General features: G+C 52.3%; 23 protein-coding genes and 2 pseudogenes. 7 read left to right on the plus strand and 18 right to left on the minus strand.

Annotation, left to right across the window (positions count from 1 at the left end):
- Positions 1–3: 3 nt before the first annotated feature.
- Together WB371_RS11270 and WB371_RS11275 are read left to right on the plus strand one after the other, a co-directional pair.
- Positions 4–525, plus strand: a complete 522-nt coding sequence (locus WB371_RS11270) for a fimbrial protein (protein ID WP_336220142.1) — start codon at positions 4–6, stop codon at positions 523–525.
- Entirely contained in the window at positions 518–1,033 is a 516-nt protein-coding gene (locus tag WB371_RS11275) for a fimbrial protein (protein ID WP_336220143.1), read from the plus strand. The genes WB371_RS11270 and WB371_RS11275 overlap by 8 nt, the downstream gene beginning before the upstream one ends.
- A 48-nt stretch (positions 1,034–1,081) precedes the next feature.
- Here the strand turns inward: WB371_RS11275 and WB371_RS11280 are convergent, their stop codons facing one another.
- From WB371_RS11280 to WB371_RS11295, 5 genes and pseudogenes are all read right to left on the minus strand, one after another.
- A complete protein-coding gene (locus WB371_RS11280) occupies positions 1,082–1,609 on the minus strand; it encodes an anti-virulence regulator CigR family protein (protein WP_336220144.1) in 528 nt (175 codons plus the stop codon).
- Between the two features lie 128 nt (positions 1,610–1,737).
- Positions 1,738–1,824, minus strand: a complete 87-nt coding sequence (gene mgtU / locus WB371_RS23800) for a magnesium transporter protection protein MgtU (RefSeq protein WP_420704043.1) — start codon at positions 1,822–1,824, stop codon at positions 1,738–1,740.
- 11 nt (positions 1,825–1,835) lie between these two features.
- Positions 1,836–1,928 (minus strand): protein MgtR, encoded by a 93-nt coding sequence (gene mgtR / locus WB371_RS11285; RefSeq protein ID WP_336220145.1) that lies wholly within the window; start codon positions 1,926–1,928, stop codon positions 1,836–1,838.
- A 21-nt stretch (positions 1,929–1,949) separates the two neighbouring features.
- Positions 1,950–4,682 carry a magnesium-translocating P-type ATPase gene (gene mgtA / locus WB371_RS11290; protein WP_336220146.1) on the minus strand — a complete coding sequence of 911 codons (2,733 nt, stop codon included), beginning with the start codon at positions 4,680–4,682 and terminating at the stop codon, positions 1,950–1,952.
- A gap of 218 nt (positions 4,683–4,900) precedes the next feature.
- Positions 4,901–5,029: pseudogene (locus tag WB371_RS11295) on the minus strand (magnesium transport protein MgtC); the annotation flags it as partial.
- Between the two features lie 444 nt (positions 5,030–5,473).
- On the opposite strand from WB371_RS11295, the gene WB371_RS11300 reads away from it, so the two are divergent.
- Positions 5,474–6,376: a carboxylate/amino acid/amine transporter gene (locus tag WB371_RS11300; RefSeq protein WP_336220147.1), complete on the plus strand. Its 903-nt coding sequence runs from the start codon at positions 5,474–5,476 to the stop codon at positions 6,374–6,376.
- Positions 6,377–6,403: 27 nt separating this feature from the next.
- Here WB371_RS11300 and nlpA read toward each other — a convergent pair whose 3' ends face one another.
- The 9 genes from nlpA to WB371_RS11345 form a co-directional block, all read right to left on the minus strand.
- The gene (nlpA, locus tag WB371_RS11305) at positions 6,404–7,222 is read right to left on the minus strand and encodes a lipoprotein NlpA (RefSeq protein WP_336220148.1); all 819 of its coding nucleotides are present in this window, start codon (positions 7,220–7,222) and stop codon (positions 6,404–6,406) included.
- Positions 7,223–7,389: 167 nt separating this feature from the next.
- Positions 7,390–8,133: a 2-dehydro-3-deoxy-phosphogluconate aldolase gene (gene dagF, locus WB371_RS11310; RefSeq protein ID WP_336220149.1), complete on the minus strand. Its 744-nt coding sequence runs from the start codon at positions 8,131–8,133 to the stop codon at positions 7,390–7,392.
- Positions 8,120–9,229, minus strand: a complete 1,110-nt coding sequence (gene dgaE / locus WB371_RS11315; RefSeq protein ID WP_336220150.1) for a D-glucosaminate-6-phosphate ammonia lyase — start codon at positions 9,227–9,229, stop codon at positions 8,120–8,122. Before dgaE ends, dagF begins: the two co-directional genes overlap by 14 nt.
- A gap of 3 nt (positions 9,230–9,232) precedes the next feature.
- The gene (locus WB371_RS11320; protein WP_336220151.1) at positions 9,233–10,093 is read right to left on the minus strand and encodes a PTS system mannose/fructose/sorbose family transporter subunit IID; all 861 of its coding nucleotides are present in this window, start codon (positions 10,091–10,093) and stop codon (positions 9,233–9,235) included.
- Positions 10,090–10,839, minus strand: a complete 750-nt coding sequence (locus tag WB371_RS11325; RefSeq protein WP_336220152.1) for a PTS sugar transporter subunit IIC — start codon at positions 10,837–10,839, stop codon at positions 10,090–10,092. Before WB371_RS11325 ends, WB371_RS11320 begins: the two co-directional genes overlap by 4 nt.
- Positions 10,840–10,864: 25 nt before the next feature.
- Positions 10,865–11,350, minus strand: a complete 486-nt coding sequence (locus tag WB371_RS11330) for a PTS system mannose/fructose/N-acetylgalactosamine-transporter subunit IIB (RefSeq protein WP_336220153.1) — start codon at positions 11,348–11,350, stop codon at positions 10,865–10,867.
- 11 nt (positions 11,351–11,361) lie between these two features.
- On the minus strand, positions 11,362–11,787 hold the full coding sequence (locus tag WB371_RS11335) for a PTS sugar transporter subunit IIA (protein ID WP_336220154.1): 426 nt from the start codon (positions 11,785–11,787) through the stop codon (positions 11,362–11,364).
- Positions 11,788–11,999: 212 nt separating this feature from the next.
- Positions 12,000–14,798: a transcriptional regulator DagR gene (gene dagR, locus WB371_RS11340; protein WP_336220155.1), complete on the minus strand. Its 2,799-nt coding sequence runs from the start codon at positions 14,796–14,798 to the stop codon at positions 12,000–12,002.
- Positions 14,799–14,890: 92 nt separating this feature from the next.
- Entirely contained in the window at positions 14,891–15,307 is a 417-nt protein-coding gene (locus tag WB371_RS11345) for a GNAT family N-acetyltransferase (protein ID WP_336220156.1), read from the minus strand.
- Between the two features lie 128 nt (positions 15,308–15,435).
- Between WB371_RS11345 and WB371_RS11350 the strand changes: the two genes are divergently transcribed.
- Complete coding sequence (locus WB371_RS11350; RefSeq protein ID WP_336220157.1) at positions 15,436–15,729, plus strand: YicS family protein; 294 nt, start codon at positions 15,436–15,438, stop codon at positions 15,727–15,729.
- Here WB371_RS11350 and WB371_RS11355 read toward each other — a convergent pair.
- A pseudogene (locus WB371_RS11355) lies at positions 15,729–16,145 on the minus strand (MFS transporter); the annotation flags it as partial. The gene WB371_RS11350 and the pseudogene WB371_RS11355 overlap by 1 nt on opposite strands.
- Before the next feature lie 213 nt (positions 16,146–16,358).
- Here WB371_RS11355 and WB371_RS11360 point away from each other — a divergent pair.
- Together WB371_RS11360 and WB371_RS11365 are read left to right on the plus strand one after the other, a co-directional pair.
- Positions 16,359–16,718, plus strand: a complete 360-nt coding sequence (locus WB371_RS11360; protein ID WP_336220158.1) for a type II toxin-antitoxin system RelE/ParE family toxin — start codon at positions 16,359–16,361, stop codon at positions 16,716–16,718.
- Positions 16,702–17,025, plus strand: coding sequence for a DNA-binding transcriptional regulator (locus WB371_RS11365; RefSeq protein ID WP_336220159.1), 324 nt, complete (start codon positions 16,702–16,704; stop codon positions 17,023–17,025). Before WB371_RS11360 ends, WB371_RS11365 begins: the two co-directional genes overlap by 17 nt.
- Before the next feature lie 68 nt (positions 17,026–17,093).
- On the opposite strand, the gene WB371_RS11370 is transcribed toward WB371_RS11365, so the two are convergent.
- Positions 17,094–17,546, minus strand: coding sequence for a DUF1198 domain-containing protein (locus tag WB371_RS11370; protein ID WP_336220160.1), 453 nt, complete (start codon positions 17,544–17,546; stop codon positions 17,094–17,096).
- Between the two features lie 52 nt (positions 17,547–17,598).
- Positions 17,599–18,933 (minus strand): NCS2 family permease, encoded by a 1,335-nt coding sequence (locus WB371_RS11375; RefSeq protein WP_336220161.1) that lies wholly within the window; start codon positions 18,931–18,933, stop codon positions 17,599–17,601.
- A gap of 176 nt (positions 18,934–19,109) precedes the next feature.
- Between WB371_RS11375 and adeD the strand changes: the two genes are divergently transcribed.
- Positions 19,110–20,876: an adenine deaminase gene (adeD, locus tag WB371_RS11380; RefSeq protein ID WP_336220162.1), complete on the plus strand. Its 1,767-nt coding sequence runs from the start codon at positions 19,110–19,112 to the stop codon at positions 20,874–20,876.
- A gap of 87 nt (positions 20,877–20,963) precedes the next feature.
- On the opposite strand, the gene uhpT is transcribed toward adeD, so the two are convergent.
- Positions 20,964–22,355: a hexose-6-phosphate:phosphate antiporter gene (uhpT, locus tag WB371_RS11385; protein WP_336220163.1), complete on the minus strand. Its 1,392-nt coding sequence runs from the start codon at positions 22,353–22,355 to the stop codon at positions 20,964–20,966.
- Between the last annotated feature and the right edge of the window lie 7 nt (positions 22,356–22,362).

Here is a 22,362-nt window from a genome sequence, read left to right on the forward strand (position 1 = left end):
GTTATGCATAGATGGTTACTATTTTTTTTGATACTTTTTTCATTTCACAACGCCTCTGCGTCGAAATCAGTGCAGAAGAGAGCGACTGTAAATGCCGAGTTAACTTTAAATACTTGTGCATTGTCACTCTCTCCGGCAAACCTTAACTTTCAACAAGTCAGCTTTAGTCAGTTTGAAAATAACGCAACAACGTCGCAGACCGTGGATTTGAATATTTCCTGTAGCTGGCCTGCAACGGGGCTCTCTCTAAAATTTTCGCCAGCCGCAGGCGTTGCAGCGAGCAGTGCCAGTCTGATGAAAACGGGTTTATCTGGCGTTGGGCTTGCGCTGTCATGGAAAAATGCAGCGAGTACGGATTTTACGCCGCTTGAATTAAATAAGTCTTTTGCACCTGCATCAACTTCATTAACTACAAATAGCGAAACGCTTGGTCAGTTTCAGCTTTTACCTAAACAAATTCCCGGTGAAACGCTCCAGGCAGGGAATATTTCAACCAGTTTGACGGTCGAGGTAACCTATGATTGACAAGCGTTGTCTCATGTTCCCCTTGCTTCTGGGACTATTAAGCGCATCCACGCCATTTACGGGCTATGCTGCACAAAAAGCAAGCGTAAACCTGCCCATCGCAATGACTGTGACAAATCCACAATGTCAGATCAATAATGGGGCTGGTCTACCTGAAAATGTTCAACTTCCCCTTATAACGACATCAGGCGCGCTATTAGGCAATGATGTTGAAGTCCCTATTTTAATAAATTGTTTAAGTGATATTACCAAATTTGAAGTGACGTTTACCGGGGGCAATAATTCTAAACTCACGACCTCCAACAATATGGTAGATCTTACGCTGTCATGGAAAAAAGGCGGGGGAGCCGTAACATTTGGCTCACCGGTTGAGCTGAGCACCCCCCCTTTTCTTGTGAGTCCAAAACAGTTTGACGGTAGTTTACTGGTCAGGGTTACACCGCATACAGGGACGATTCCCGCAGGAAATTACACCGCGAGCTTGCCGGTCACGTTTACCTATTATTGAGAGGGTAAAAAACACAAGCCGGGGAAAACTCCCCGGCTTTAGACGATCTTAATCAAATACACCGTTGATAATTGCGGTCACCACTGCGGTACTGAGCGCAACGAGGACCAGATCATCCCCCACGATTTTCCATTCATAGCCAGGATAGTAAGGCAGTTCTCCCAGCATTGATGCCGGAACCGCTTTTTTCGCGATACCCGGAGGAAGTGGTTTTCCTCGCGCCAGGTTTTTCGCGATTCCCGGCGGTAAAGATTTATAACCCGTCAGACCATAGTTCACAGCCAGATGACGAGCGGTGGCAAAACTGATATCAGACTCAACGTGATCGGGTTTTCCGTAATTTTTACGGTGATCGGAAGAGACGTTATTTTTCTCACCCGCATTGCCTTTCTGCGCGTTCCCCTTATTCCCGTGGTTCCCGCTATTATTCCCGTGATTACCGCTGCTGTTTCCGTGATTACCGCCATTATTGCCATTGCCATTACCATTTCCTGGATTCGCCAGAACCGGGGTGGCAAAGAGTGAAAGAGAAATAACGGTTGCCAGTACTGCCTTTAAACCATGACGCATACTCATGATGCATTCCTTCCAGTGACGATACAGTGTGAAAATAGAACAAAGGAAGAGACGGCGCAATGTTATTAATTCCTGGTTTTTGCCCTCAATTTTTTGGTGGCACCGCGCGCTAACGATGCCGCCATTGACTATCTAATCCAGAGGGTTAACAGAATGATGATCGCAGCAATAATGATCACCTGTAAAAAGATCTTATCGAGGTTTTGTCTTCGCATACTTCACCTCTTCAACGAATGAGTTGCCCGATGGCCAACAGCAGTACCAGCAGACCAATCACTAAAAAAATCAGCGCGATGACGTTGTCGGGGGAACGTTTCATCTCTGCGCCTCCCGTTCATTATCAGAACCACTGACCGAAGCGTTTAATGTAGAAACGCTTCATGCCCTGGGCCACCAGGCAATAGCTCAACAGCGTTGCTACCAGCCACGGGAAATAGCTCATCGGCAGTGGCTCCAACCCGACCATCGCCCCAAGCGGAGAGAACGGAATATAGATACCTGTCGCCATAATAAGCGCCGTGGTCAACAATACCGGCAACGTAGCGCGACTCTGAATGAACGGGATCTTTTGCGTTCTGAGCATATGTACCACCAGCGTCTGGGACAATAACCCTTCTATAAACCAGCCAGACTGGAATAATGCCTGGGCTTCCACACTGTTCGCCGCGAAGACGTACCACATCAGCGCAAAAGTGGTGATGTCGAAAATAGAGGACGTCGGGCCAATCCACAGCATGAAACGACCGATATTTTTCGCATCCCATTTGCGCGGCTTGCGCAAAAACTCTTTGTCCATTTTGTCCCAGGGAAGCGACAACTGGGAGATGTCATACATCAGATTCTGGATCAGCAGGTGAATCGCCAGCATGGGCAGGAACGGTATAAACGCACTGGCGACCAGCACAGAAAAGACGTTGCCAAAATTTGAGCTGGCGGTCATGTTCAGATACTTAATGATGTTGCCGAAAGTTTCTCGTCCCTTAATGACCCCTTCTTCAAGTACCATCAGGTCTTTTTCCAGCAGGATGATATCTGAGGACTCTTTGGCGATATCCGCCGCGCTGTCGACCGAAATCCCTACATCTGCGTCTCGCAGCGCGGGCGCATCATTGATGCCATCCCCCAGGAAACCCACCGTGTGACCATTTTTCTGTAACATCTTTAAAATGCGCGACTTTTGTAACGGCGTCAGTTTGGCGAACACCGCACGTTTCTCCACTTCGCTCACCAGTTCGCTGTCTGACATCCCTTCCACCTGCGCGCCAGTCAAAATGTCATGCGCATCAATCCCGACTTCGAGACAAATGCGTGCCGTCACTACCGGGTTGTCGCCGGTCAGGACTTTCACTGCCACACCATTATCGCGCAACGCCGCGATTGCCTTGCCAGCACTCTCTTTCGGCGGATCGAGGAAGGTGAGCATCCCCTCAACGGTCAGTCCCTGCTCATCCGCCGTGCTGAGCGGCTGATGCTGTGCCATTTCATCCAGTTTGCGGGTCGCCACCAGCAGTACACGGAATCCCTGCGCGTTGTAATCCTGCGTTTTCGCCAGCAATAATTCACGACGCGTTTCATCCAGCGCGACCACCTTGTCACCTTCGCGCAGATGTGTCACCACCGTAAGCATCTCTTCCACGGCACCTTTGCAGATCAGGCTTTTATCACCTTCACGCACATCCTCGACCGACACCGAAACGCGGCGACGCACAAAATCAAACGGCAGTTCATCAAGCTTCACAAAGCGCTCTTTCACCGTCGGCGCAATCCGGTTTTCACCGAAGCGAAGCACCGCTCTGTCCATCAGGTTTCGCGCCCCGCTCTGGCTACTGCTGTTCAGCCAGGCCAGCGTCAGCACCCGCTCACTTTCCGTACCGCTCACGTCGAGGTGATGCTCCAGAATGATATTGTCCTGGGTCAGCGTGCCGGTTTTATCGGTACACAGGACATCCATCGCGCCGAAGTTCTGAATGGCATTCAGACGCTTAACGATCACTTTCCGCCGGGACATCGCGATCGCCCCTTTCGCCAGGTTGGAACTGACGATCATCGGCAACATTTCCGGCGTCAGTCCTACCGCAACCGCGAGAGCAAACAGTGACGCTTCTACCCAGTCGCCTTTGCTGAAACCATTGATGAGCAGAACAATCGGCACCATAACCAACATAAAACGGATCAGCAGCCAGCTAACACTGTTCACCCCACGGTCAAATGCGGTCTGTGTGCGGGTGCCGACAATGGATTTCGCCAGCGAACCGAACCAGGTCCGGTTACCGGTTGCGACCACCACCGCCTGCGCTCTGCCGCTGGTCACATTCGTACCCATCAGGCAGATATTCCCCAGCTCCAGCAGGCTTTTATCCTTATTCGGCGTGGGCAGTTTTGCGCTGTCTTTACCCGAGACGCTGGCCATAACGTCATACTTTTCAACCGGTAACGATTCCCCACTGAGAATAGACTGGCTGACAAACAGATCGCGTGATTCCAGTAAACGAACATCTGCCGGCACCAGGTCACCTGCGGCAAGAAAAATCACATCCCCGGGGACCAGTTCTTCAATCGGAATTTCTTCCTGTACCGATTCGTTACTGCCTGGCGCACGACGCAGCACGGTTGCCGTGGTGCGAACCATCGATTTCAATGCGTGAGCCGCTTTGTTGGTGCGAAATTCCTGCCAGAAACGCAATAACCCGCTCAGGCTGACCATCGTCAAAATGATGATAATGCCGGTCAAATCCGTCTCCTCACCGTTACGCAGCGGAAGCCAGTAATCGGTGATAAAGCTGACGGCGGCTAACGCCATCAGGACATAGATAAACGGGTTATTGAATGCCTGCAAAAGTTGAATCAGCGCTGATGGCGCCTGTTCATGCGCCACCTCATTGCGACCATATTCATCCAGTCTTTCGATGGCATCTTCTGTGGTTAACCCCTGGCGACTGCTGTTAAAGCGCGCCAGCGTATGCTCCGGCGAGTGAAAAGCTTCCACCTCTACCGGAAAGGCTTTTTTATGCTGCTTATCATTTTCTGACGCAGGCCGGGTTGTTTTCCGGTTTTCAATTTTCATGTCAGTCATGATTTTTCCCCAAATTTAAGACGTCGTTATCCCTGCACAGAAATATCTATGCATAATTAATTTCTCATTCGATAGAGAAGGTATTACGTTATGCGTATGGGAATATCCATCATTCCCTCCTTATGCGACTCTTCGCCGCTTTTATATGAACAGGGAGAATTAACACCCGTCAGCACTCCAGCGAACTGAAGTGATATTTTCATGCCAACGTATGTTTCGCCGGAAATTTTATGAGTCCGTGGTGAGGCCACCAATAATAAAATATTGACGCACAGGATGATTAACGTGGCTGCCGCAGCCCAGAACTGTCCCGGATTGCAGAAAACACGAATACCTGCTGAACACCACTATGTCGCCGATAAAGGCGATTAACGTCGTGTTGACGGCGGAGGGAATAATGCGTTTTTAAACATGAACATAACGACTGCCCTCGCGACTAATGCGCGGTTATACCATTATTGGGAGGCAATCGTCTGTATAAGGAGATTGCTGCCCGCCATTTCGGCAAGCAGCACAGTAATAATGTGTTAGCTTGCCTTGATTGTAAAGTAAGGGTGACTGTCCAACATATTACTCCTGTGTGAATTTGTGCCCATTATAGTCAGACAATAACTTGAGTAAAGTTAAAAGAACTATTCTGTGACGTTTTGTTTAGGTTTATCTGATTTGACCGAATAATGACAATAACAGGACAGCGCCGCGCTGAATTGCATGTCACCGCCCGCCACGCCCTGCTATCTCTGCTATGATGGCGGCACATAAATAAAACAGAACAACATGCAGAGGAACAAATGGGGTCCACGAGAAGAGGGATGCTGAACGTCCTGATTGCCGCCGTATTATGGGGAAGTTCAGGGGTTTGCGCGCAGTACATCATGGAGCAAAGTCAGATGTCATCGCCATTTCTGACGATGACGCGTCTGATCTTCGCCGGACTGATTCTTCTGATGCTCTCATTTGTGCATGGCGATAAAATCTTTTCCCCTTTCAAAAACCGCAAAGATGCCCTGAGTTTATTGCTGTTTTCTGTGGTCGGCGCGCTGACCGTACAGCTCACCTTTCTGCTGACCATTGAAAAATCTAACGCCGCGACCGCCACGGTGCTGCAATTCCTGTCGCCCACGATTATCGTGGCCTGGTTCGCGCTGGTGCGTAAGGCCCGCCCAGGGGGGCTGGTGTTGACCGCGATTCTCACGTCGCTTATTGGCACCTTTTTGCTGGTGACGCACGGCAACCCGACCTCGCTGTCTATTTCACCGGCCGCACTTTTCTGGGGAATAGCCTCGGCGTTTGCCGCCGCATTTTATACCACCTACCCGTCAACGCTGATTGGGCGATACGGTACGTTACCGGTTGTCGGCTGGAGCATGTTAATTGGCGGGACGATTCTGTTACCATTTTACGCCGGTGAGGGGACCGATTTCGTGGTCAATGGCAGTCTGATTCTGGCGTTTTTCTACCTGGTGGTTGTTGGAACATCGCTGACGTTCAGTCTGTATCTGAAAGGCGCGCAGATGATTGGCGGGCCAAAGGCGAGCATTTTAAGCTGTGCCGAACCGTTAAGCAGCGCGCTGCTGTCGCTGCTGCTGTTAGGGATAACGTTCACCTTACCAGACTGGCTCGGCACGCTGTTAATCCTCTCTTCTGTGATACTGATCTCAATGGATTCCCGCCGCCGCGCCAGAAGGCTCTGACAGACTCCGGCGCGGCAACGGTCACTCTTACCAGCCCGGAACCGCGCCGCCGTTAAAGATTTTCTCTGCCGCTTTCGCCACCTCCGGTGACTGGTAAGACGCCAGAAATTCCTTCACGTTTTCCGCATCTTTGTTGTCTTCGCGCGTCACCAGGATATTCACATACGGGGAGTTTTTATCCTCAATAAAGACGCTGTCATGGACCGGAGAAAGCCCGGTTTGTTGGATATAGGTGGTGCTGATGATCGCCACATCGACTTTCGGGTCATCCAGCACGCGCGGCAACTGCGCGCCTTCCAGCTCCATAATCTGCAAGTGACGCGGATTCGCGGTGATATCCAGCGCCGTTGGCAACAACCCTTTCCCCTCTTTCAGGGTAATCAACTTCTCTTTTTGCAGCAGCAGAAGCGCGCGCCCCAGATTCGTCGGATCGTTGGGGATGGCAACCGTCGCGCCGTCTTTTAACTGATCCACCGTTTTGATTTTTTTCGAATAGCCCGCCATCGGAAAGACAAAGGTGTTGCCTACCGCCACCAGTTTGTAGTTATGCGCTTTATTATCCTGCTCCAGGAACGGTCGGTGCTGGAAAACATTGGCATCCAGCTCGCCGTGATTGGTCGCGTCGTTAGGTAACAGCGAGCCGCTAAAACCGACCAGTTCAACGTCGAGGCCGTATTTTTCTTTCGCCACTTTTTTGGCGACTTCCGCCACATCCTGTTCAGCGCCATTGATGACGCCAACTTTAATCTGCTTTGCATTACTGCTTTGCTGATCGCAGCCGGTTAACAGCAGCCCCGCCAGCAGGAGCGCCGCCCCGGTCCCTAAATGAGGTATCGTCAATTTCACGTTTTTATCCTTATGTAATAACCGCCTGATGAGTAATGAAATGACTATAGCGGGAAGGTTGCTGTGGGTAAAAAACGAAAAGGTATCAATAAGAAGAAAAAAGCATAAAGCGGGATTTGATGCAAAGAGAGGTGGCGCCGCGCGACTCGCACACAGCGCCATCTGGTTCAGACCAGCCCTTTCACGATCTCCATTAACCTGACGATATCTTCAGGTCGGGTGTTACCGGTTTGCGGGTCGATAATCGAGCTATACACATGCGGCATCACGCGCGGCACGCCTGCTTCCAGACAGGTTTTCAGTATGACGCCGAAATTATCCAGATCGATACCGCCGGTCGGTTCAATCAGCGTCATGCCGTTACGTGCCGCGGTAGTCGCCAGCACGTACAGCTCCGGCAACGACTTTTCGCCGCCCATCGGAAAGAACTTCGCCGCATGCGCGCCCATATCCTGCATCATCCGCACGGCGGCATCGCAGGAAACACGCGCCGGTGTTCCCTGGCTACTGCTGACGCCGGTGGAGATTAGCACTTCACCGGGCGTGCCCGTCGGGCTGACCAGAGCGTTGATATGGGTTTGCTCGCCCCCCGTCGCCGCCAGCGCGCCCGCGGCAAAACCACTGCCGGTAAAGGTCTGGTTGACGTGGGCCGGATGAACCGCTGACGCAATCATCGCCGCTTTGTAATATTGCGCGGGATCGCCCGCCCCCAGCCCAACCGAAACAGAAGGCACCTGCGCCATCCACCGTTTCACCTCCTGAACGCCTTCCTCAACAGTCGAGAACTGCGCGGACAGGATGCCAATCACCGCGTGTCCCTCTGCGGCATCATAGATTTCCCTGGCGTTGGCGATGTCTTTCGCCAGCACATTGATCGCCACACGCTGGCGATAAAAATTAATCTGCTGCATGTTCTGCAATCTCCTTGAGTCGCGCCACGATTAATGCCATTTCCCCCTCGGCGACCGTGCGTGGGTCGAGGCTAAAAACACCCTGATGGAGGTTATAGCGACGGGCGTAGATAGCGATATCGCCTCCCCGCAGTTGCGCTTCGACTTCGCGGGCATCGAGACCGAAAGCGTGCGCGTCGACCCGTACCCGGATACGCCAGATGGCGCGCCCGGCCTCGTCCTGCTCAATATCGGCGCTCAGCCCGTGGATCGCTGAAATCGCCTCTGCCACCGGTTGCAGTTGCTCAGCAGTCACCACCGTCTGCCCCTGGTGATAATTCTCCAGCGCATAGACCAGGCCGACCATGTTCTCCTTACCAATCTTCATCGCTCTGGCAATGCCGTGATGCTGCGCTTTGCAGGCGGCGATCCACGTTTTTTTGCCGGTGATAAACCCGGAGGTCGGCGCGTTAAACGCCTTAGCTCCGCTGTAGATCACCATATCCGCACCGCTTGCCACCCAGGTGTGTAAATCCTCTTCGGCGGCGGCATCAACAATCACGGGCAGGTTATGCTTCTGCGCCACCTGCACGAAATCCTCAATGCTGAGCATCCCTTTTTGCACGCAGTGGTGCGATTTCACATACAGCAGCGCGGCTGTCTCGTCGGTGATCGCGCTTTCCAGTTGCCAGCGCGCCGCCAGATTGCTTGACCCGACTTCCACGACGCGCCCCCCACCCAGGCGAATCGCACTGGTAATGGGCGCGCCGTAATCCACGTTATGCCCGCGCAGCATCACCACTTCGTTAGCCATCCCACGGCTGTCAGGCATCAGCGCCACGCGCGCGGGGTCGCCACGGGTAATGGCGGCAGCCACGGCAATGGCGATACCCGCCGAAGCGCATGAGGTCACGTAACTGTCCTGCGCTCCGGTAAAGCGGGAAACCAGCTCACCGGTTCGGTCCACCAGCTTATCGATCTCCACAAAGGCGGAAGCGGCCCGCGCGGTTACCTGCATCACCTCCGGCGCCACGCTGGAGACGCCAAGAATCGTCATCTTGCCGCAGGCGTTAATCACCTGTTTAAGCCCCAGCTGTTGATAGATATTCTGCGTCATGGCTTACAACACTCCCAGCAATGAACAGACCACGCTCAGCGCCACAATGGACAACAAAATGGTGGTGTAACGTGGCCCCTTTTTCACCAGAAAGAAGTAGATTGCAAACACCGCCGCCAGCGGCAGCAGACCCGGCGCGATGGAATCAAGAATCTGCTGTACCACGACTTCAGAGCCTTTCAGCGCACTGACTTTCAGCGGCGTGGTGATCTTGACGTAGCTTGCCGACAGCGCGCCCATCATGATCAGACCCAGCACGTTCGCGCCGTAGATCAATTCTTTAATTCGCCCCCCTTGCAACAGCCCGACGATAGAGTCACGTCCCAGGGTGTAGCCTTTGTGGATCAGGCCGTAGCTGATCGCTAAAGTGATCGCCGGGTAGAGGATCAGCGGCGCAATCCCGCCAAACGCGCTGCCATTGGCGGCAAACGGGATGAAAATCGCGATGAGCAGCGGCATAACCGCGGCCCAAACGATGGAATCACCCATCCCTGCCAGTGGTCCCATCAGACCGGTTTTAATCCCGGTAATTGAAGCATCGCTGATCGGCTCGCCACGTGTTTTCTGCTCTTCCATGGCGATGGAAATCCCCTGGATCACCGCGCCAAAGGTTTGCTCGGAGTTAAAAAAGTTCAGATGGCGCTTCAGCGCCTCCACCTGCTCCTCTTTCTGCGGATAAAGCTTTTTGATGATCGGCGTCATCGAGGCGCAGAAAATCAGGCTTTGCAGACGCTCATAGGAGTTGGAGACTTCCGCGCCCAGCCAGTAGATAAACCACGCTTTGGTGATATCCGCTTTGGTCAACGCCCCGGTCGTGCGTGCGCGTTCCACCAGTTCATGCTGCATTACGTCGCTGCTCATCATGCTGCTCCTTCATTTTTCGCCAGACCCTTGATCAGGAAGGCCACACAAGTCCCGAAGATTGCCATCGCCATGATGTCCACCTTGAGGTACAGCACCGCGAAGAATCCGCCAATAAACCACGGCAACAGGCTCTTTTTACCGATCACCATAATGGTGATGGCGAAGCCCAGCGCCGGCAGAATGCCGCCCATGATTTCAAAGGAGTGCGTCAACCAGTGCGGCATCAGTTTGAGGAAACTTTCCACCACGTCCTGACCAAAGTAGTTCGCGGCAAACACCACCGGAAAGCGCAGCACCAGGCCAAGCAATGCCGGATAGACAAAGGCACAGCGCATGATGCCCGCCATGTTCGCCGTCTCCGCGTGCTTATCAGCCATATGCACCCAGGCCGCGTTCAGCGTACGACGTAACTGGTCGAGGAAAACGCCAATCACGCCGAAGGGGATCGCCAGCGCAATCGCCAGGTTCGGATCCATCCCGGCTTTCACCGCAATGGGAATCGAGATACAGGCCGCCAGCGCCGGATCTGACGGCACGTTACCGCCAGGAGTCGAGGTGACGCCAAGATAAACAAGCTGCATCCCCGCGCCGATAATCATCGCCGTCTGCATATTGCCCAGCAGAAGCCCGACGAAAACAGCCACCACCACCGGCTGGAGCAGCATGGCAGAGAAGGTGTAGCCAAGGCGTAAGCGGGCAAACCAGTAATACAACCCCATCAGGCTTGCAAAAACTAAAGTATCCATAGTTATTTACCCTGTTATCAAAGGATTAGAATTTTTTCAGGATATCGTCAAGCGACTGTGGCTTGTCTTCCGGGATAGTCTGGAAGAACACCTGAATTCCACGACTTTTCAGGTCGTTAAGAATGCCAACGTCTTTTTCATCGAGCGTAATATTCTGGAAGACCGCTTTGCGGTTTGGTCCACCGCCTAAGCCGCCAACCTGAATGGTGGTGACGTCGAATCCCTGTTCTACCGCCTGCTGAATCGCCGCCAGAGAAGGGAACAGCACCAGCACATTGCCATCACCCAGTTGATTGTCTTTCCACGATGCCGCGAAGCTCTGATTGCTGTAGCAATCCACTTTGATGTTTGGCGGCGCAGCCATCAGATAGATGTTTTTCATGAACGGATCGGCATCCAGTTCATCGCTGACCACCGCAATACGGTTGGCCTGAGATTGTCCGACCCATTTCGTCACGACCTGTCCATGAATCAGACGGCTATCGATACGACATAACACGATGTTTGCCATGATGATTTTCCTTATTGCGATTGTTGTAATTGACGAACGTGGGCGACAACGTCCAGGCAACTGCTGCGACCAGCTTCCACCAGTTCGCTGACGCAGGCGGTGAGTGAACCGTGTTCACGTTTGTCCAGCGCCTCCAGTAGCAACGACGCGTTCAATCCGGAAATGACCGCCACCGGATAATCCGCGCTCAGTCGCGCCGCGACGTTGGATGTCGTACCGCCGACAAAATCGGTCAGAATGAGTGACCCTTCAGGCATGGTTTTCACCACAGTTTCGACACGCTGATAGAACTCGCCCAGCGTATCAACGGGCATCAGCGCAATTTCCGTCACGCCTTTAATTTCGCCCATCACCATGCGCAGGCTGTTACAGAGCTGTTGTCCCCAGCCGCCATGGGTCAGCAGCAGAATGTCGGGCAACGGTTGAGTGGTAGTCAAAATGGCCTCCTGGCGCGATTACATGAGACTTGCAATGCCTGATGGCGCTTCGCTTATCAGGCCTACGGATCGTGCTTTTGTAGGCCGGATAAGGCATTTATGCCGCCATCCGGCAAAACTCATCAAAGTAAGAGCAAGGGCTGTGCCAGTATTTGTGTCACGCGAGGGGGAAAGGAGAGCGGGCAAGGCGCAATGCCTTGCCCGTTAAGGGATCAGCTATAAAGCAGTTCGTAGATATAAAAATATTCCGCATCCGATAAACGGATGGCATAGGCCTCTTCAATGGGGAGAAAAGCGGATTTGATAACACTAAATGCGCGTGGATCCAGATTGGGTTTGTTTTCCAGCGCCATCTGTAACGGTTTACGATTAATCACGATACGCTCAACCATACAACAGCAGTGGATCAGGAAGCGTAGTGTCACCTGGCGGCTCGGTTTAAGGGACAGTGAGGTTGTCAGATGATTAAGCACCCCTTCCATTTCTTTCAAAATACGCCGTGGGTTAAGCACCGAAATATGGTTGATGATGCTCTCCATGGTCAACGCGCTGATAAAGCGCATGGCGCTGCGCTCCATTTCCAGCCGACGTTCTGCGCTGGAGAGATCCGGCGTCAACAGGCTTAGCACCAGCTCCGGCCCCTGCTCAGAGAACAGTTCTTCCAGCGAGATAAACGGAATATCCGGCAATCCAGGCTGGAACGTCCCGACGATTCCCGCCAGCCGTTCATTGGCATTCAACGCCTGCTGAACGCGTTCGAGGCTGCGCACATCGTTGTAATCAAGGATAACCATGCGCGTGTCCTGCGACATCAGTTCGCCAAAACTCTCCTCAAGAACTTTTTTAATTTTTTCCGCCGTACCCATCCCGGTAATACAGGAAACCACCAGCACCTTACCGCCGTTTTCCTGCTGCGGCGTACACAACTGGCAGGGGATGTTTTTACTTTGCATTAACGCGGCAAGCTGGGGTAAATCGCTGGTTTCATAGCTTAAATCCAGCCCAACTTCCAGCAGGCTGGTCAGCGTGATATTGGGCATCAGCAGCACGTCTATCTGAAATAACTTACTGATCGTGCTACCGAAATGGACCAGCGAACCAATATCGACCATCAGGATCACGCGCTGGTAACGCCGGGTCTGAATGATTTGCGTCAGGGTTTCCAGGGTGTCATGCACGGACTGCTCGAACGGCATGTCGATCGCGCTGAACAACTCACGCTCCAGCACCCGATTGACGTACTGCGCCATACTGGTAGCCGTTGTTGCACCGTGCGCGATCAGGATCACCCCGCAATCGGGGCTGGCATCAATACGCTGACGGTAATGACGACACTCTTTCAGGAACAGACACAGCCAGACCACTTCCGTCGCCGGACACTGAATATGCAGCAGCTCGTTGATTTTTCGACATAACAGTGTGGCGTTGTCGTACTCATCTTTACAGCGGTCGAGGATCAGGCTGGACGAATAGAGCTGTGGGATTAATCCCCGCTGAACATAGCCAATCAGCGCCAGAAAGTGTTTGCGCAGCGGATTAACCAGATTCTCCGGCAGCGTAAAGCCCAGCACCTGCTCGACGCAGCCAATCAGTAGCGTCACGCGCTCCTCAATCTGATCGCCGTAACGCGGCGGATGCGCGATATTGTCACGACTGTAGAGCCCGTATTCAAAAATCGAACTGAGTTTATTCTTCAGGATCGCCAGCGTTTCTGCGGGAGGCACATTGCTGTTGCGCAGATTGACATATTCGCGGGTCAGGAAGCTGTAAAAGAGATCGCTCTCTTCAATTTCCGCCCCCGTTGCCAGCGAGATTTTCAGCGCCGGCAGGGTGCGCGCATCAATGCTCAGTCGCTCTTTTCCTTCAAACAACGCATCGACCAACAGACGTTGTTCTGGCGTAGCGTGAAGCGGCATATCCGCCAGCCGTTTATCGAGTTGTAAGGTGTCGCTATGCTCGGTCATCCCTGACGCCCACGCCTGGGCGCACAGGAACTGGATGTCGCTTTTGAGCTGGCCAATGTTCCCTTCCAGCGGTTTGTTCAACAGCCAGAGCAACAGCGTTTTGTCGATGCTGACCGTGCGCTCAATTTTGCGGCTTTCACGCTGCAGGAACCCGACGATCAGCTCGACCTGTTCCTCAATCGATCGCTGACGAATTCCCGGCAGGTCGATACTCACCTGAATTCGTCGCTGGAACGTGCGTAACAGCGAGGAACTTACCGGTTCAGTAGTCGCGCAAATCAGACGAACCGATATCGGACGCGCCTTGCTGCTTTCCCCCAACCGACGGTACTCGCCCTTATCGAGAACGGAGAACAGTTTTTCCTGCCCTTCGTACGGCAGACGGTGGACTTCGTCGAGCAACAAATAGCCGCCATCCGCTTGCTCCACCAGACCGGGTTTATTCTCACTCGCTCCGGTAAACGCCCCCTGACGATGACCAAACAGATGCGACGAGAGCAACTCCGGGTTATGCGCATATTCCGCACAGTTAAAATAGACCAGCGGCGGCGGAGAACTCTCGGCATGTTCGCAGGCAAAGCGGTGCATCAGCTCGGCAAAAAAGGTTTTCCCTACACCGGATGGCCCGGTCAGTAGTACATGCAGGCCATGAGGATAGAGCACGGCGGCGCGGCCTTTTTCAACCGCGTCACGCAAACTGCGATCGTAACCAATCAGACCGGTAAAGGGGTCATCGCTATCTGCACTTTCCTGCTGCGGCAGCAGGTCAGCGACCGAGCGGACGTCACGCTCGCTGTCATCAAGTTTACGCCCCAGTAGTCTTTCCAGCGTCTGCCTGTGCAGGAAGAACACCGGACGTCCGCGAGTTTTAATCGCCAGACCGTCATTCCACAACTGATTGAGATCTTTACTGACAGAGTTGCGCGCCAGCCCAAGATTGAAACCAATCGCTTCCGCGGTGAACGCCGTTTCCCGCGCCAAATCAGCCCGTTCCAGCCCACGCGTCAGCCTTTCTAGCTCTCCCAGTACGATCTCAATCCGTCTCATCTCTTTACCGCTTAAGAAATAAATGATTGTTCAGAACATACACTATTCTGCTACGCAAGAAAGTGAAGCGACATCCAGACCGCCTCCGGTCATCAAAATGTTTTCGATAGATAGTGGCGGGCGGCGCCTTTTTCCGGGAAATCCTCAAGCGTCAGTTGTAGCTGATAACCGTTTTTCTGGTAGAACGGCAGCGCCTGGAAACTCATCGTATCAACCAGCGCATGAAGACAGCCTCTGTCCCGCGCGGCCTGTTCTGCGGCCTGCATCAACCGGCTGCCGTAACCCCCTTTTCGCAGAGACTCATGCATCCAGAGAAAATCAATGCACAGCCATTCCCCTTTGAGTTTGCCAATCAAGCCACCGCGTATGTTCTGCTGCTCATCACGCCAGTACACCGCCAGATCGCCAAAATTTCTCGTTTTCAGAAACTGGAAATTGTAGGCGCGTAACCCGGTGAGGAGTGCGTTTTGATCGTCTTCGGTAACCGTATCGGTAATCTGTATCTGCATTCTATCCTCCTGAAAAATACAACGTTTGGCTGACGTTCTGTACGACATTAACACAGGCTGCTGAGGGAGCCGTAAGCCGTCTACACTTACTCTTGAGATGATGTACACCCACAACAAGGATTATTACCATGAATCGCGCCGTATTACCGATGATTACCGCCCTTTTCTTGCTTCCATGCCTGGCGCAGGCCGACTCGCCCTACGGCTCGCTGCAGTCTGTTCACGAAAAAAACACGATACTGAAAGATTTACGCAAAATCTGTACGCCGCAAGGCTCACCGTCTGATGAGGCGTGGGAAAAAACGATTATGGCCAATGAGGGGAATCAGCAACACGTTCGCGAAGCGATTGTGGCGATGGAGAGGAATAATCAGAACAACTACTGGGAAGCGCTCGGAAAAGTGGAATGCCCGGATATGTAAGCCGGGGATAACGGTTTATCCAGACCTTTACTATTGAGCAAAGAGGAACCCAGCGCCAGCCCAAGACAGGCGCGGCCCACCAGCAACAACGCGAAGGAATTGGCAAAAGAGACCAGCAGGCAAGAGAGGGTCAGCAGCACGGAAAACAGAATCACCACATAGCGACGATCGGTGGACTGGATAATCTGCGTGATAAACAGGCTGGCGAACATCGCGACAAACGCGGTAACGGTGACCGACTGCCCGGCGACGCCTTCTGAAATCCCCAGATCCTGCGCCATCGGTGTTAACAGACTAACGGGTAAAAACTCAACGGTAATCAGGCAAGCGACACAGAACGCCACGGCAAATACCGCCGACCAGTTCGGGCGGGCAACAACGTCAGCGCGGGTTTTATCGTCGGTACATTCACTCATTTTTGTTACCTGCGTGGTGTTCTTGTGGAAAAGTCACGCAGTGTAACATTTTTATTGTGACGAATTTAACGTTTTGGCAACTTTCGTCGTTTGCATCGTCGCTTTCGAGGAGGTTCGCAGAGATGAAATATAGGCCGTAGCGGTTATTTAATATCGTTTTGGAACGCATAATATGCCACCAGGTGCTATACTAGTGGTTACAGGATGTCTCCGATGCGTGTATTCAAAACCAAATGGTTTTCCAGGGAAGCAAAAAACCATGCCATCAAAGATGATGCGTTATATCAGGCAATTGCAGCCATTTTGCAAGGGCAGGCAGACGATCTGGGAGGCGGCGTGTTTAAAAAGCGTCTGAACCAGAACCGTGACCGCGCAATTATCCTCACAAGGGGTGGACATCACTGGTTTTACACGTTTTTGTATGCCAAACAGGATATGACAAATATCACTATCAACGAACTGGCGAGCTTTCGTGAGTTAGCAAAACATTACGCTCGTCTAACTGATGACAACATTACGGCGTTGCTTAAGAGTAAAGAACTGGTGGAGGTCAGCGATGACGGAAAAAAATAACTTTAAAAGCCCAGCCTTCGAAGCCATCCACAGCGCAGCATCCGGATTGTATAGCGTTGAGGCGATCCCTCAGGAAACAATGCGTCATTTCGACAAGGCCTGTCTGAGCGAGGTTAACCATCTCCAGCCGCTTGAAATTAAAGCATTGCGCGAGAAGTTCAACGTTAGCCAACCCGTATTCGCACACTACCTGAATACCAGTGTGTCCACCGTGCAAAAATGGGAGAGCGGTGCGAAACGCCCAAGCGGAATGTCTCTCAAACTACTGAGCGTCGTCCAAAAGCATGGACTAAAAGTTCTGGTATAAAGACGAATGGCAGGGTTGATGATGAATATCGTCAGCTTAGTTAACGACATTCATCATCCATATTGATCTTAATGCAGCCAGTGCACACCGTCTTCGGGCAGAAAAAGAGCGTTGTAACGCATCTGAAAAGCATGGATGTCCTGCATATCCGGTTCCACTTCACGTAAAAAACCCAGCGCCAGCCGCACCTGCGCGTCGGTAATAGGTGCCGCCAGACGGGCTTTTTGCAACAACCGATGCCACTGAAGCAGGTTTTGTTCGCTGCCATCCACAATCACACTCTGCCAGATCAACAGGATCTGGGCGGCATTTTGCAGATGCGATTCATCAGGGCGATGGAGATACTGTAAAAACGCCTCACCTTGCACTTTTCCCATCTGATCGATCATCGATTCTACCGGCACCACGTCGATATTCAGACGCTCGCTCAGACGGCGAATCGCCCGCCGGGAACCGGACGTTAAGATTCGAAACCCAACAGCAAAAACCACGACCAACGTGGTCAGCATTATCCAGACCATGAGTTCTCCTGCGTTATCAGCGCTCATGATATCTGGAAACAGATCGGGAATACTAATCCACCAGAATGATTTTTAGCGCGAAAAGTACCGCCACCGTCATGACGCAGAGGTTCAGTTCACGCCAGCGTCCGGTAAACACTTTCATAATGCAGTACGACATAAAGCCAAGCGCGATCCCCTCGGTGATAGAAAAAGTAAAAGGCATCATCACCGTCGTGATAAAGGCAGGCACCGACTCGGTTAAGTCATCCCAGTTGACGCGAGACAGACTGGAGGTCATCAGTACGCCGACAAAAATCAGCGCGCCTGCCGTCGCGTAGGCGGGAACCATGCCCACAAGAGGAGAGAAAAACATCACCATCAGGAATAACACGCCTACCACGACTGCCGTCAGTCCGGTTCGTCCTCCCACCGCCACGCCGGAACTGCTCTCAATATAGGCCGTCACGGAAGAGGTTCCGATAAACGCCCCGGCAACAGAACTCAAACTGTCGACATACAGCGCTTTACGCATCCCCGGAAACTTACCGTCACTATCAATCAACCCCGCTTTATCCGTCACGCCAATTAACGTTCCTGATGAGTCGAACAAATTAATGAGCATAAATGAAAAGATAATTCCGGCCAGATTCAGCGATAATGCCCCACTTAAATCCACCTCACCCATTACCCCACTGATGCTGGGCGGAACAGAATAAACGCCATTAAAATGAACATCACCGAAAAAGAGACCACCGCAGGAGGTCACCACAATGGAAACCAGCACCGCCGCATGAAAATGCCGTGACGATAGCACGGTAATAATAAAGAACCCAAGAATACCCAATAATACGGTGTGAGAATTTAAGTTACCGATAGCCACAAGGGTGTCTTTATTCGACACAATAACGCCGGCATTTTTTAACCCCATCATTGCAATAAATAAACCAATACCACTGGTGATGCCAATCCGTAAATGAACAGGAATATTCGAAATCATCCAATAACGAATACGAAAGAGTGTCAGTAGAAATAATCCCATCGCACCCCAAAATATCGCCCCCATTCCGGTCTGCCAACTCACCCCCATGGCGCCCACCACCACAAAGGCAAAAAAAGCGTTTAAGCCCATGGCTGGCGCTAACGCAACAGGAAGATTAGCGGCTAAGCCCATCGCAATGCTACCAATACCCGCAATCAGACATGTGGTTACAAACACCACTTTTGGGTCCATCTGCGCGGCGCTCAATATCTGCGGGTTAACAAAAACGATATAAACCATCGTTAAAAAGGTCGTCATACCGGCAATCGTTTCTGTTCGCACATTCGTTCCATGCTGTTCCAGTTTAAATAGTCGCGAAAGCCAGCCTGAATCATTTTTCACTCCCTCACTGATCTCATTATTCATTTTTCTCATCCATTAATGAAGATATAAGCACATCTCTTTTTAAAGCATCTTTGATACTTAATTCAGTGATTGCAATCACAATGCAAACCCTCATTAATCGATAAGCTCGAAATAATTTCCGGATATTCTTTCATGATAAATAAGAATCAAATTGATAAAATCAAAATGAGAAAATTATGAATAACATCATTAACCATAAATTTCATTACATTAGCCGTCAGGAACAACAGGAATTATTAGCTGTTGCTCGTGGCGAAGCGGTTGCCGATTATATTATTGATAATGTCATCATTCTCGATTTAATCCATGGCGGCGAAATGATGGGGCCTGTGGTGATCAAAGGACGACATATTGCCGGTATCGGTACAGAATATACGGATGCCCCGGCATTGCGCCGCATAGATGCTGGCGGAGCAACGGCAGTACCCGGTTTTATTGACGCACATCTGCACATTGAGTCCAGCATGATGACGCCAGTAACCTTTGAAACCGCAACGCTTCCGCGCGGGCTTACCACGGTCGTGTGCGATCCGCATGAAATCGTCAATGTGATGGGTGAAAAAGGGTTCGCCTGGTTTGTTCGCTGCGCCGGGCAGGCGAAACAAAATCAGTATATTCAGGTGAGTTCCTGCGTGCCGGCGCTACCGGGCTGTGATGTAAATGGCGCGGATTTTACCCTCAACCAGATGCTGGCCTGGCGCGATCATCCTTTGGTTGCAGGGCTGGCGGAAGTCATGGATTACCCTGGCGTTATTGCCGGACGAGATGCGCTTCTCGACAAAATGGATGCTTTCCGCTCTCTGACTCTGGACGGTCACTGCCCAGGACTACAGGGTAAAGCGCTCAATGCTTACATTGCCGCCGGGATCCAAAACTGTCATGAGAGCTTCCGTCTGGAGGAGGGGCATCGCAAACTGCAACTGGGCATGGCGCTGATGATGCGTGAAGGATCCGCTGCCCGTAACCTTGATGCCCTGGCACCGCTGCTCAACGCCTTCAATAGCCCACAATGCATGCTCTGCACTGACGATCGCAACCCGTGGGAAATCGCCCACGAAGGGCATATCGACGCCCTGATTCGGCGACTGATTGTGCAACACAACGTCCCGTTACACATCGCTTACCGCGTCGCCAGTTGGTCCGCAGCACGTCATTTTGGCCTGCATCATCTTGGGTTACTGGCCCCCGGAAAACAGGCAGACATTGTGTTGTTACGTGATGCCCACAACGTAACAGTGCAGCAGGTGTTTATTAAAGGGGAACCGGTAGACTGCGACACGCTTAAGGCGGAAGAGGCATCCAGACTCGCATGCACATTGCCACCGTATGGCAACACCGTCGCGCGCCACCCCGTTTCTGCCGCCGATTTCCCTCTGAACTTCATACCGGGTAAACGCTACCGGGTGATTGATGTTATTCCTGATGAACTGATTACTCACGCCAGTAGCAGCTTGTACACCGCCGACGGTTTTGATCGGGATGACCTCTGTTTCATCGCCGTACTTGAACGTTACGGGCGGGAACAGCCTCCCGCCTGCGGTTTATTGGGTGGGTTCGGCCTGCGTGACGGCGCGCTGGCCGCGACGGTTAGCCATGACAGCCATAATATTGTGGTGATCGGACACAACGCTGAAGAAATGGCTCTCGCGGTAAATCAGGTGATTACCGATGGTGGAGGGCTATGCGTCGTGCGCCAGGGTCAGGTGCAATGCCATTTACCGTTACCGATAGCCGGATTAATGAGCACTGACACTGCGGATTCACTGGCGGACAAGATCGACGCGCTCAAAGCGGCGGGCCGCGAGTGCGGCTCACTACCTGACGAACCCTTTATTCAGATGGCGTTTCTCTCTTTACCGGTGATTCCTGCGCTAAAACTGACCAGCCAGGGGCTTTTTGACGGCGTCACGTTTTCATTTACATCGCTGGAGATAACGGACTAACGCCAGGTGATGCCCCTATTGGGCGCAAAGACGCAATAAATAAAAAAGCCCGGCACACAGTCCGGGCAAAGCGTTACCATTACTCGCTTAAGCGTTTTTTAACTGCTGAATCTTTTTCTCACGGCGGATTTTGCGTTCTTCCATCACCGCAACCATCGCCATCAGACCAATACAGCCGATAGCAGCGGCGTCCAGCGCAGCGAACGTGCCCGCCCACCCCGTCAAACCAAACACCGGCGTGCCGTCAGCGATCATCCCCAGGCCTAACTTCGCGAAGCTATCGCCAATCAGGTAGGCAAACGTTCCCTTGATGCCGTCTGCTGCGCCGATCGCTTTCTTCGGTACGAAGCCTACCGCCGCCACGCCAATCAGCAATTGAGGACCAAATACCAGGAAACCGAGCGCAAACAAGGACGCGAGGTAAACATACTGGTTGCTGGCATGTTGATACACACCCAGCGTGGCGATAATCAGCGCCAGCGCCACACAGGCCACCAGCGCACGACGACCGTTTGCCAGATCAGAGAGCCATCCCCACAGCAGCGTCCCCACCAGAGCGCCCACTTCAAACAGGGTAAAGCCCTGAATCGCCACCTCTTTGGAAAGTTTTAGTTCCTGGAAAGCGTATACGGTGGACCACTGGTCAATACCGATACGCACCACGTACAGGAAGATGTTGGAAAAGCACAGCAGCCAGATCACTTTATTTTTCAGGACGTACTCAACGAAGATCTGCCATTTGGTCATGTCACTGTCTTCAGTCTCTTTATCCTCTTCGCTGATCGCTTCGCCGAACAGCTCTTCGGCTTTACCAAGACCATAAGATTCCGGAGAGTCGCTACCGAAGCGCAGACCGATGAAGCCCACGATCAAAGCGATAATCGACGGGAAGATAAACATCCCAATCACGTGCCCATCGAACAGCACGTTCGCCCCAAATAACGCGACACCCGCCGCCCCCGCGCCACCGAGATTGTGCGAGATGTTCCAGAAGCCAAGGAAAGTGCCGCGCTTACGGCGAGGCGTCCATTTGGTGATAGTCGAATAGCTGCATGAACCGCCGGTGCTCTGGAAAAAACCGCTCAGGGCATAGAAGGCGATCATCAGGAACAGACTCACAGAGCCGGAGCCCATGCTCGCGCTAAAACCAAGCATACAAATCGCAGAGAGGATCAGCATAAACGGCAGGAACTGCTTGGTATTTTTGCCATCAGCATAATAGGAGACGAGGGTTTTCCCCACGCCATAGGTGATGGAGAAACCCAACCCAATCATCCCCAGTTGCGTCATGCTCAACCCGTAGGTCGAGATCATATCGTTCTGGGCGATGTTAAAGTTTTTGCGGATCAGATACATGGTCAGGTAGCCGATAAAGACCACCAGATAAGACTGCATGAACGGTTTGAACCACATCTTGCGCCGCACGTCGAGCGGCAGATCCAGGGTCGGTTTACGCACCTGGTTCAGAAAGGCCAGCATAGGACAC

The organism is Citrobacter amalonaticus, assembly GCF_037053465.1.
GTDB classification, from domain to species: Bacteria; Pseudomonadota; Gammaproteobacteria; order Enterobacterales; family Enterobacteriaceae; genus Citrobacter_A; species Citrobacter_A amalonaticus_H.

Coding starts and splice junctions, on each gene's coding strand:
- dgaE (WP_336220150.1), bottom strand. CDS start 9,229: ATGACGCAGAATATCTATCAACAGCTGGGGCTTAAACAGGTGATTAAC.
- WB371_RS11325 (WP_336220152.1), bottom strand. CDS start 10,839: ATGGATACTTTAGTTTTTGCAAGCCTGATGGGGTTGTATTACTGGTTT.
- WB371_RS11320 (WP_336220151.1), bottom strand. CDS start 10,093: ATGATGAGCAGCGACGTAATGCAGCATGAACTGGTGGAACGCGCACGC.
- WB371_RS11345 (WP_336220156.1), bottom strand. CDS start 15,307: ATGCAGATACAGATTACCGATACGGTTACCGAAGACGATCAAAACGCA.
- WB371_RS11365 (WP_336220159.1), top strand. CDS start 16,702: ATGACGGAAAAAAATAACTTTAAAAGCCCAGCCTTCGAAGCCATCCAC.
- WB371_RS11330 (WP_336220153.1), bottom strand. CDS start 11,350: ATGGCAAACATCGTGTTATGTCGTATCGATAGCCGTCTGATTCATGGA.
- uhpT (WP_336220163.1), bottom strand. CDS start 22,355: ATGCTGGCCTTTCTGAACCAGGTGCGTAAACCGACCCTGGATCTGCCG.
- mgtR (WP_336220145.1), bottom strand. CDS start 1,928: ATGAAACGTTCCCCCGACAACGTCATCGCGCTGATTTTTTTAGTGATT.
- mgtU (WP_420704043.1), bottom strand. CDS start 1,824: ATGCGAAGACAAAACCTCGATAAGATCTTTTTACAGGTGATCATTATT.
- mgtA (WP_336220146.1), bottom strand. CDS start 4,682: ATGACTGACATGAAAATTGAAAACCGGAAAACAACCCGGCCTGCGTCA.
- WB371_RS11280 (WP_336220144.1), bottom strand. CDS start 1,609: ATGAGTATGCGTCATGGTTTAAAGGCAGTACTGGCAACCGTTATTTCT.
- WB371_RS11270 (WP_336220142.1), top strand. CDS start 4: ATGCATAGATGGTTACTATTTTTTTTGATACTTTTTTCATTTCACAAC.
- WB371_RS11375 (WP_336220161.1), bottom strand. CDS start 18,933: ATGAATAATGAGATCAGTGAGGGAGTGAAAAATGATTCAGGCTGGCTT.
- adeD (WP_336220162.1), top strand. CDS start 19,110: ATGAATAACATCATTAACCATAAATTTCATTACATTAGCCGTCAGGAA.
- WB371_RS11360 (WP_336220158.1), top strand. CDS start 16,359: ATGCGTGTATTCAAAACCAAATGGTTTTCCAGGGAAGCAAAAAACCAT.
- WB371_RS11350 (WP_336220157.1), top strand. CDS start 15,436: ATGAATCGCGCCGTATTACCGATGATTACCGCCCTTTTCTTGCTTCCA.
- dagF (WP_336220149.1), bottom strand. CDS start 8,133: ATGCAGCAGATTAATTTTTATCGCCAGCGTGTGGCGATCAATGTGCTG.
- WB371_RS11370 (WP_336220160.1), bottom strand. CDS start 17,546: ATGGTCTGGATAATGCTGACCACGTTGGTCGTGGTTTTTGCTGTTGGG.
- WB371_RS11300 (WP_336220147.1), top strand. CDS start 5,474: ATGGGGTCCACGAGAAGAGGGATGCTGAACGTCCTGATTGCCGCCGTA.
- dagR (WP_336220155.1), bottom strand. CDS start 14,798: ATGAGACGGATTGAGATCGTACTGGGAGAGCTAGAAAGGCTGACGCGT.
- WB371_RS11275 (WP_336220143.1), top strand. CDS start 518: ATGATTGACAAGCGTTGTCTCATGTTCCCCTTGCTTCTGGGACTATTA.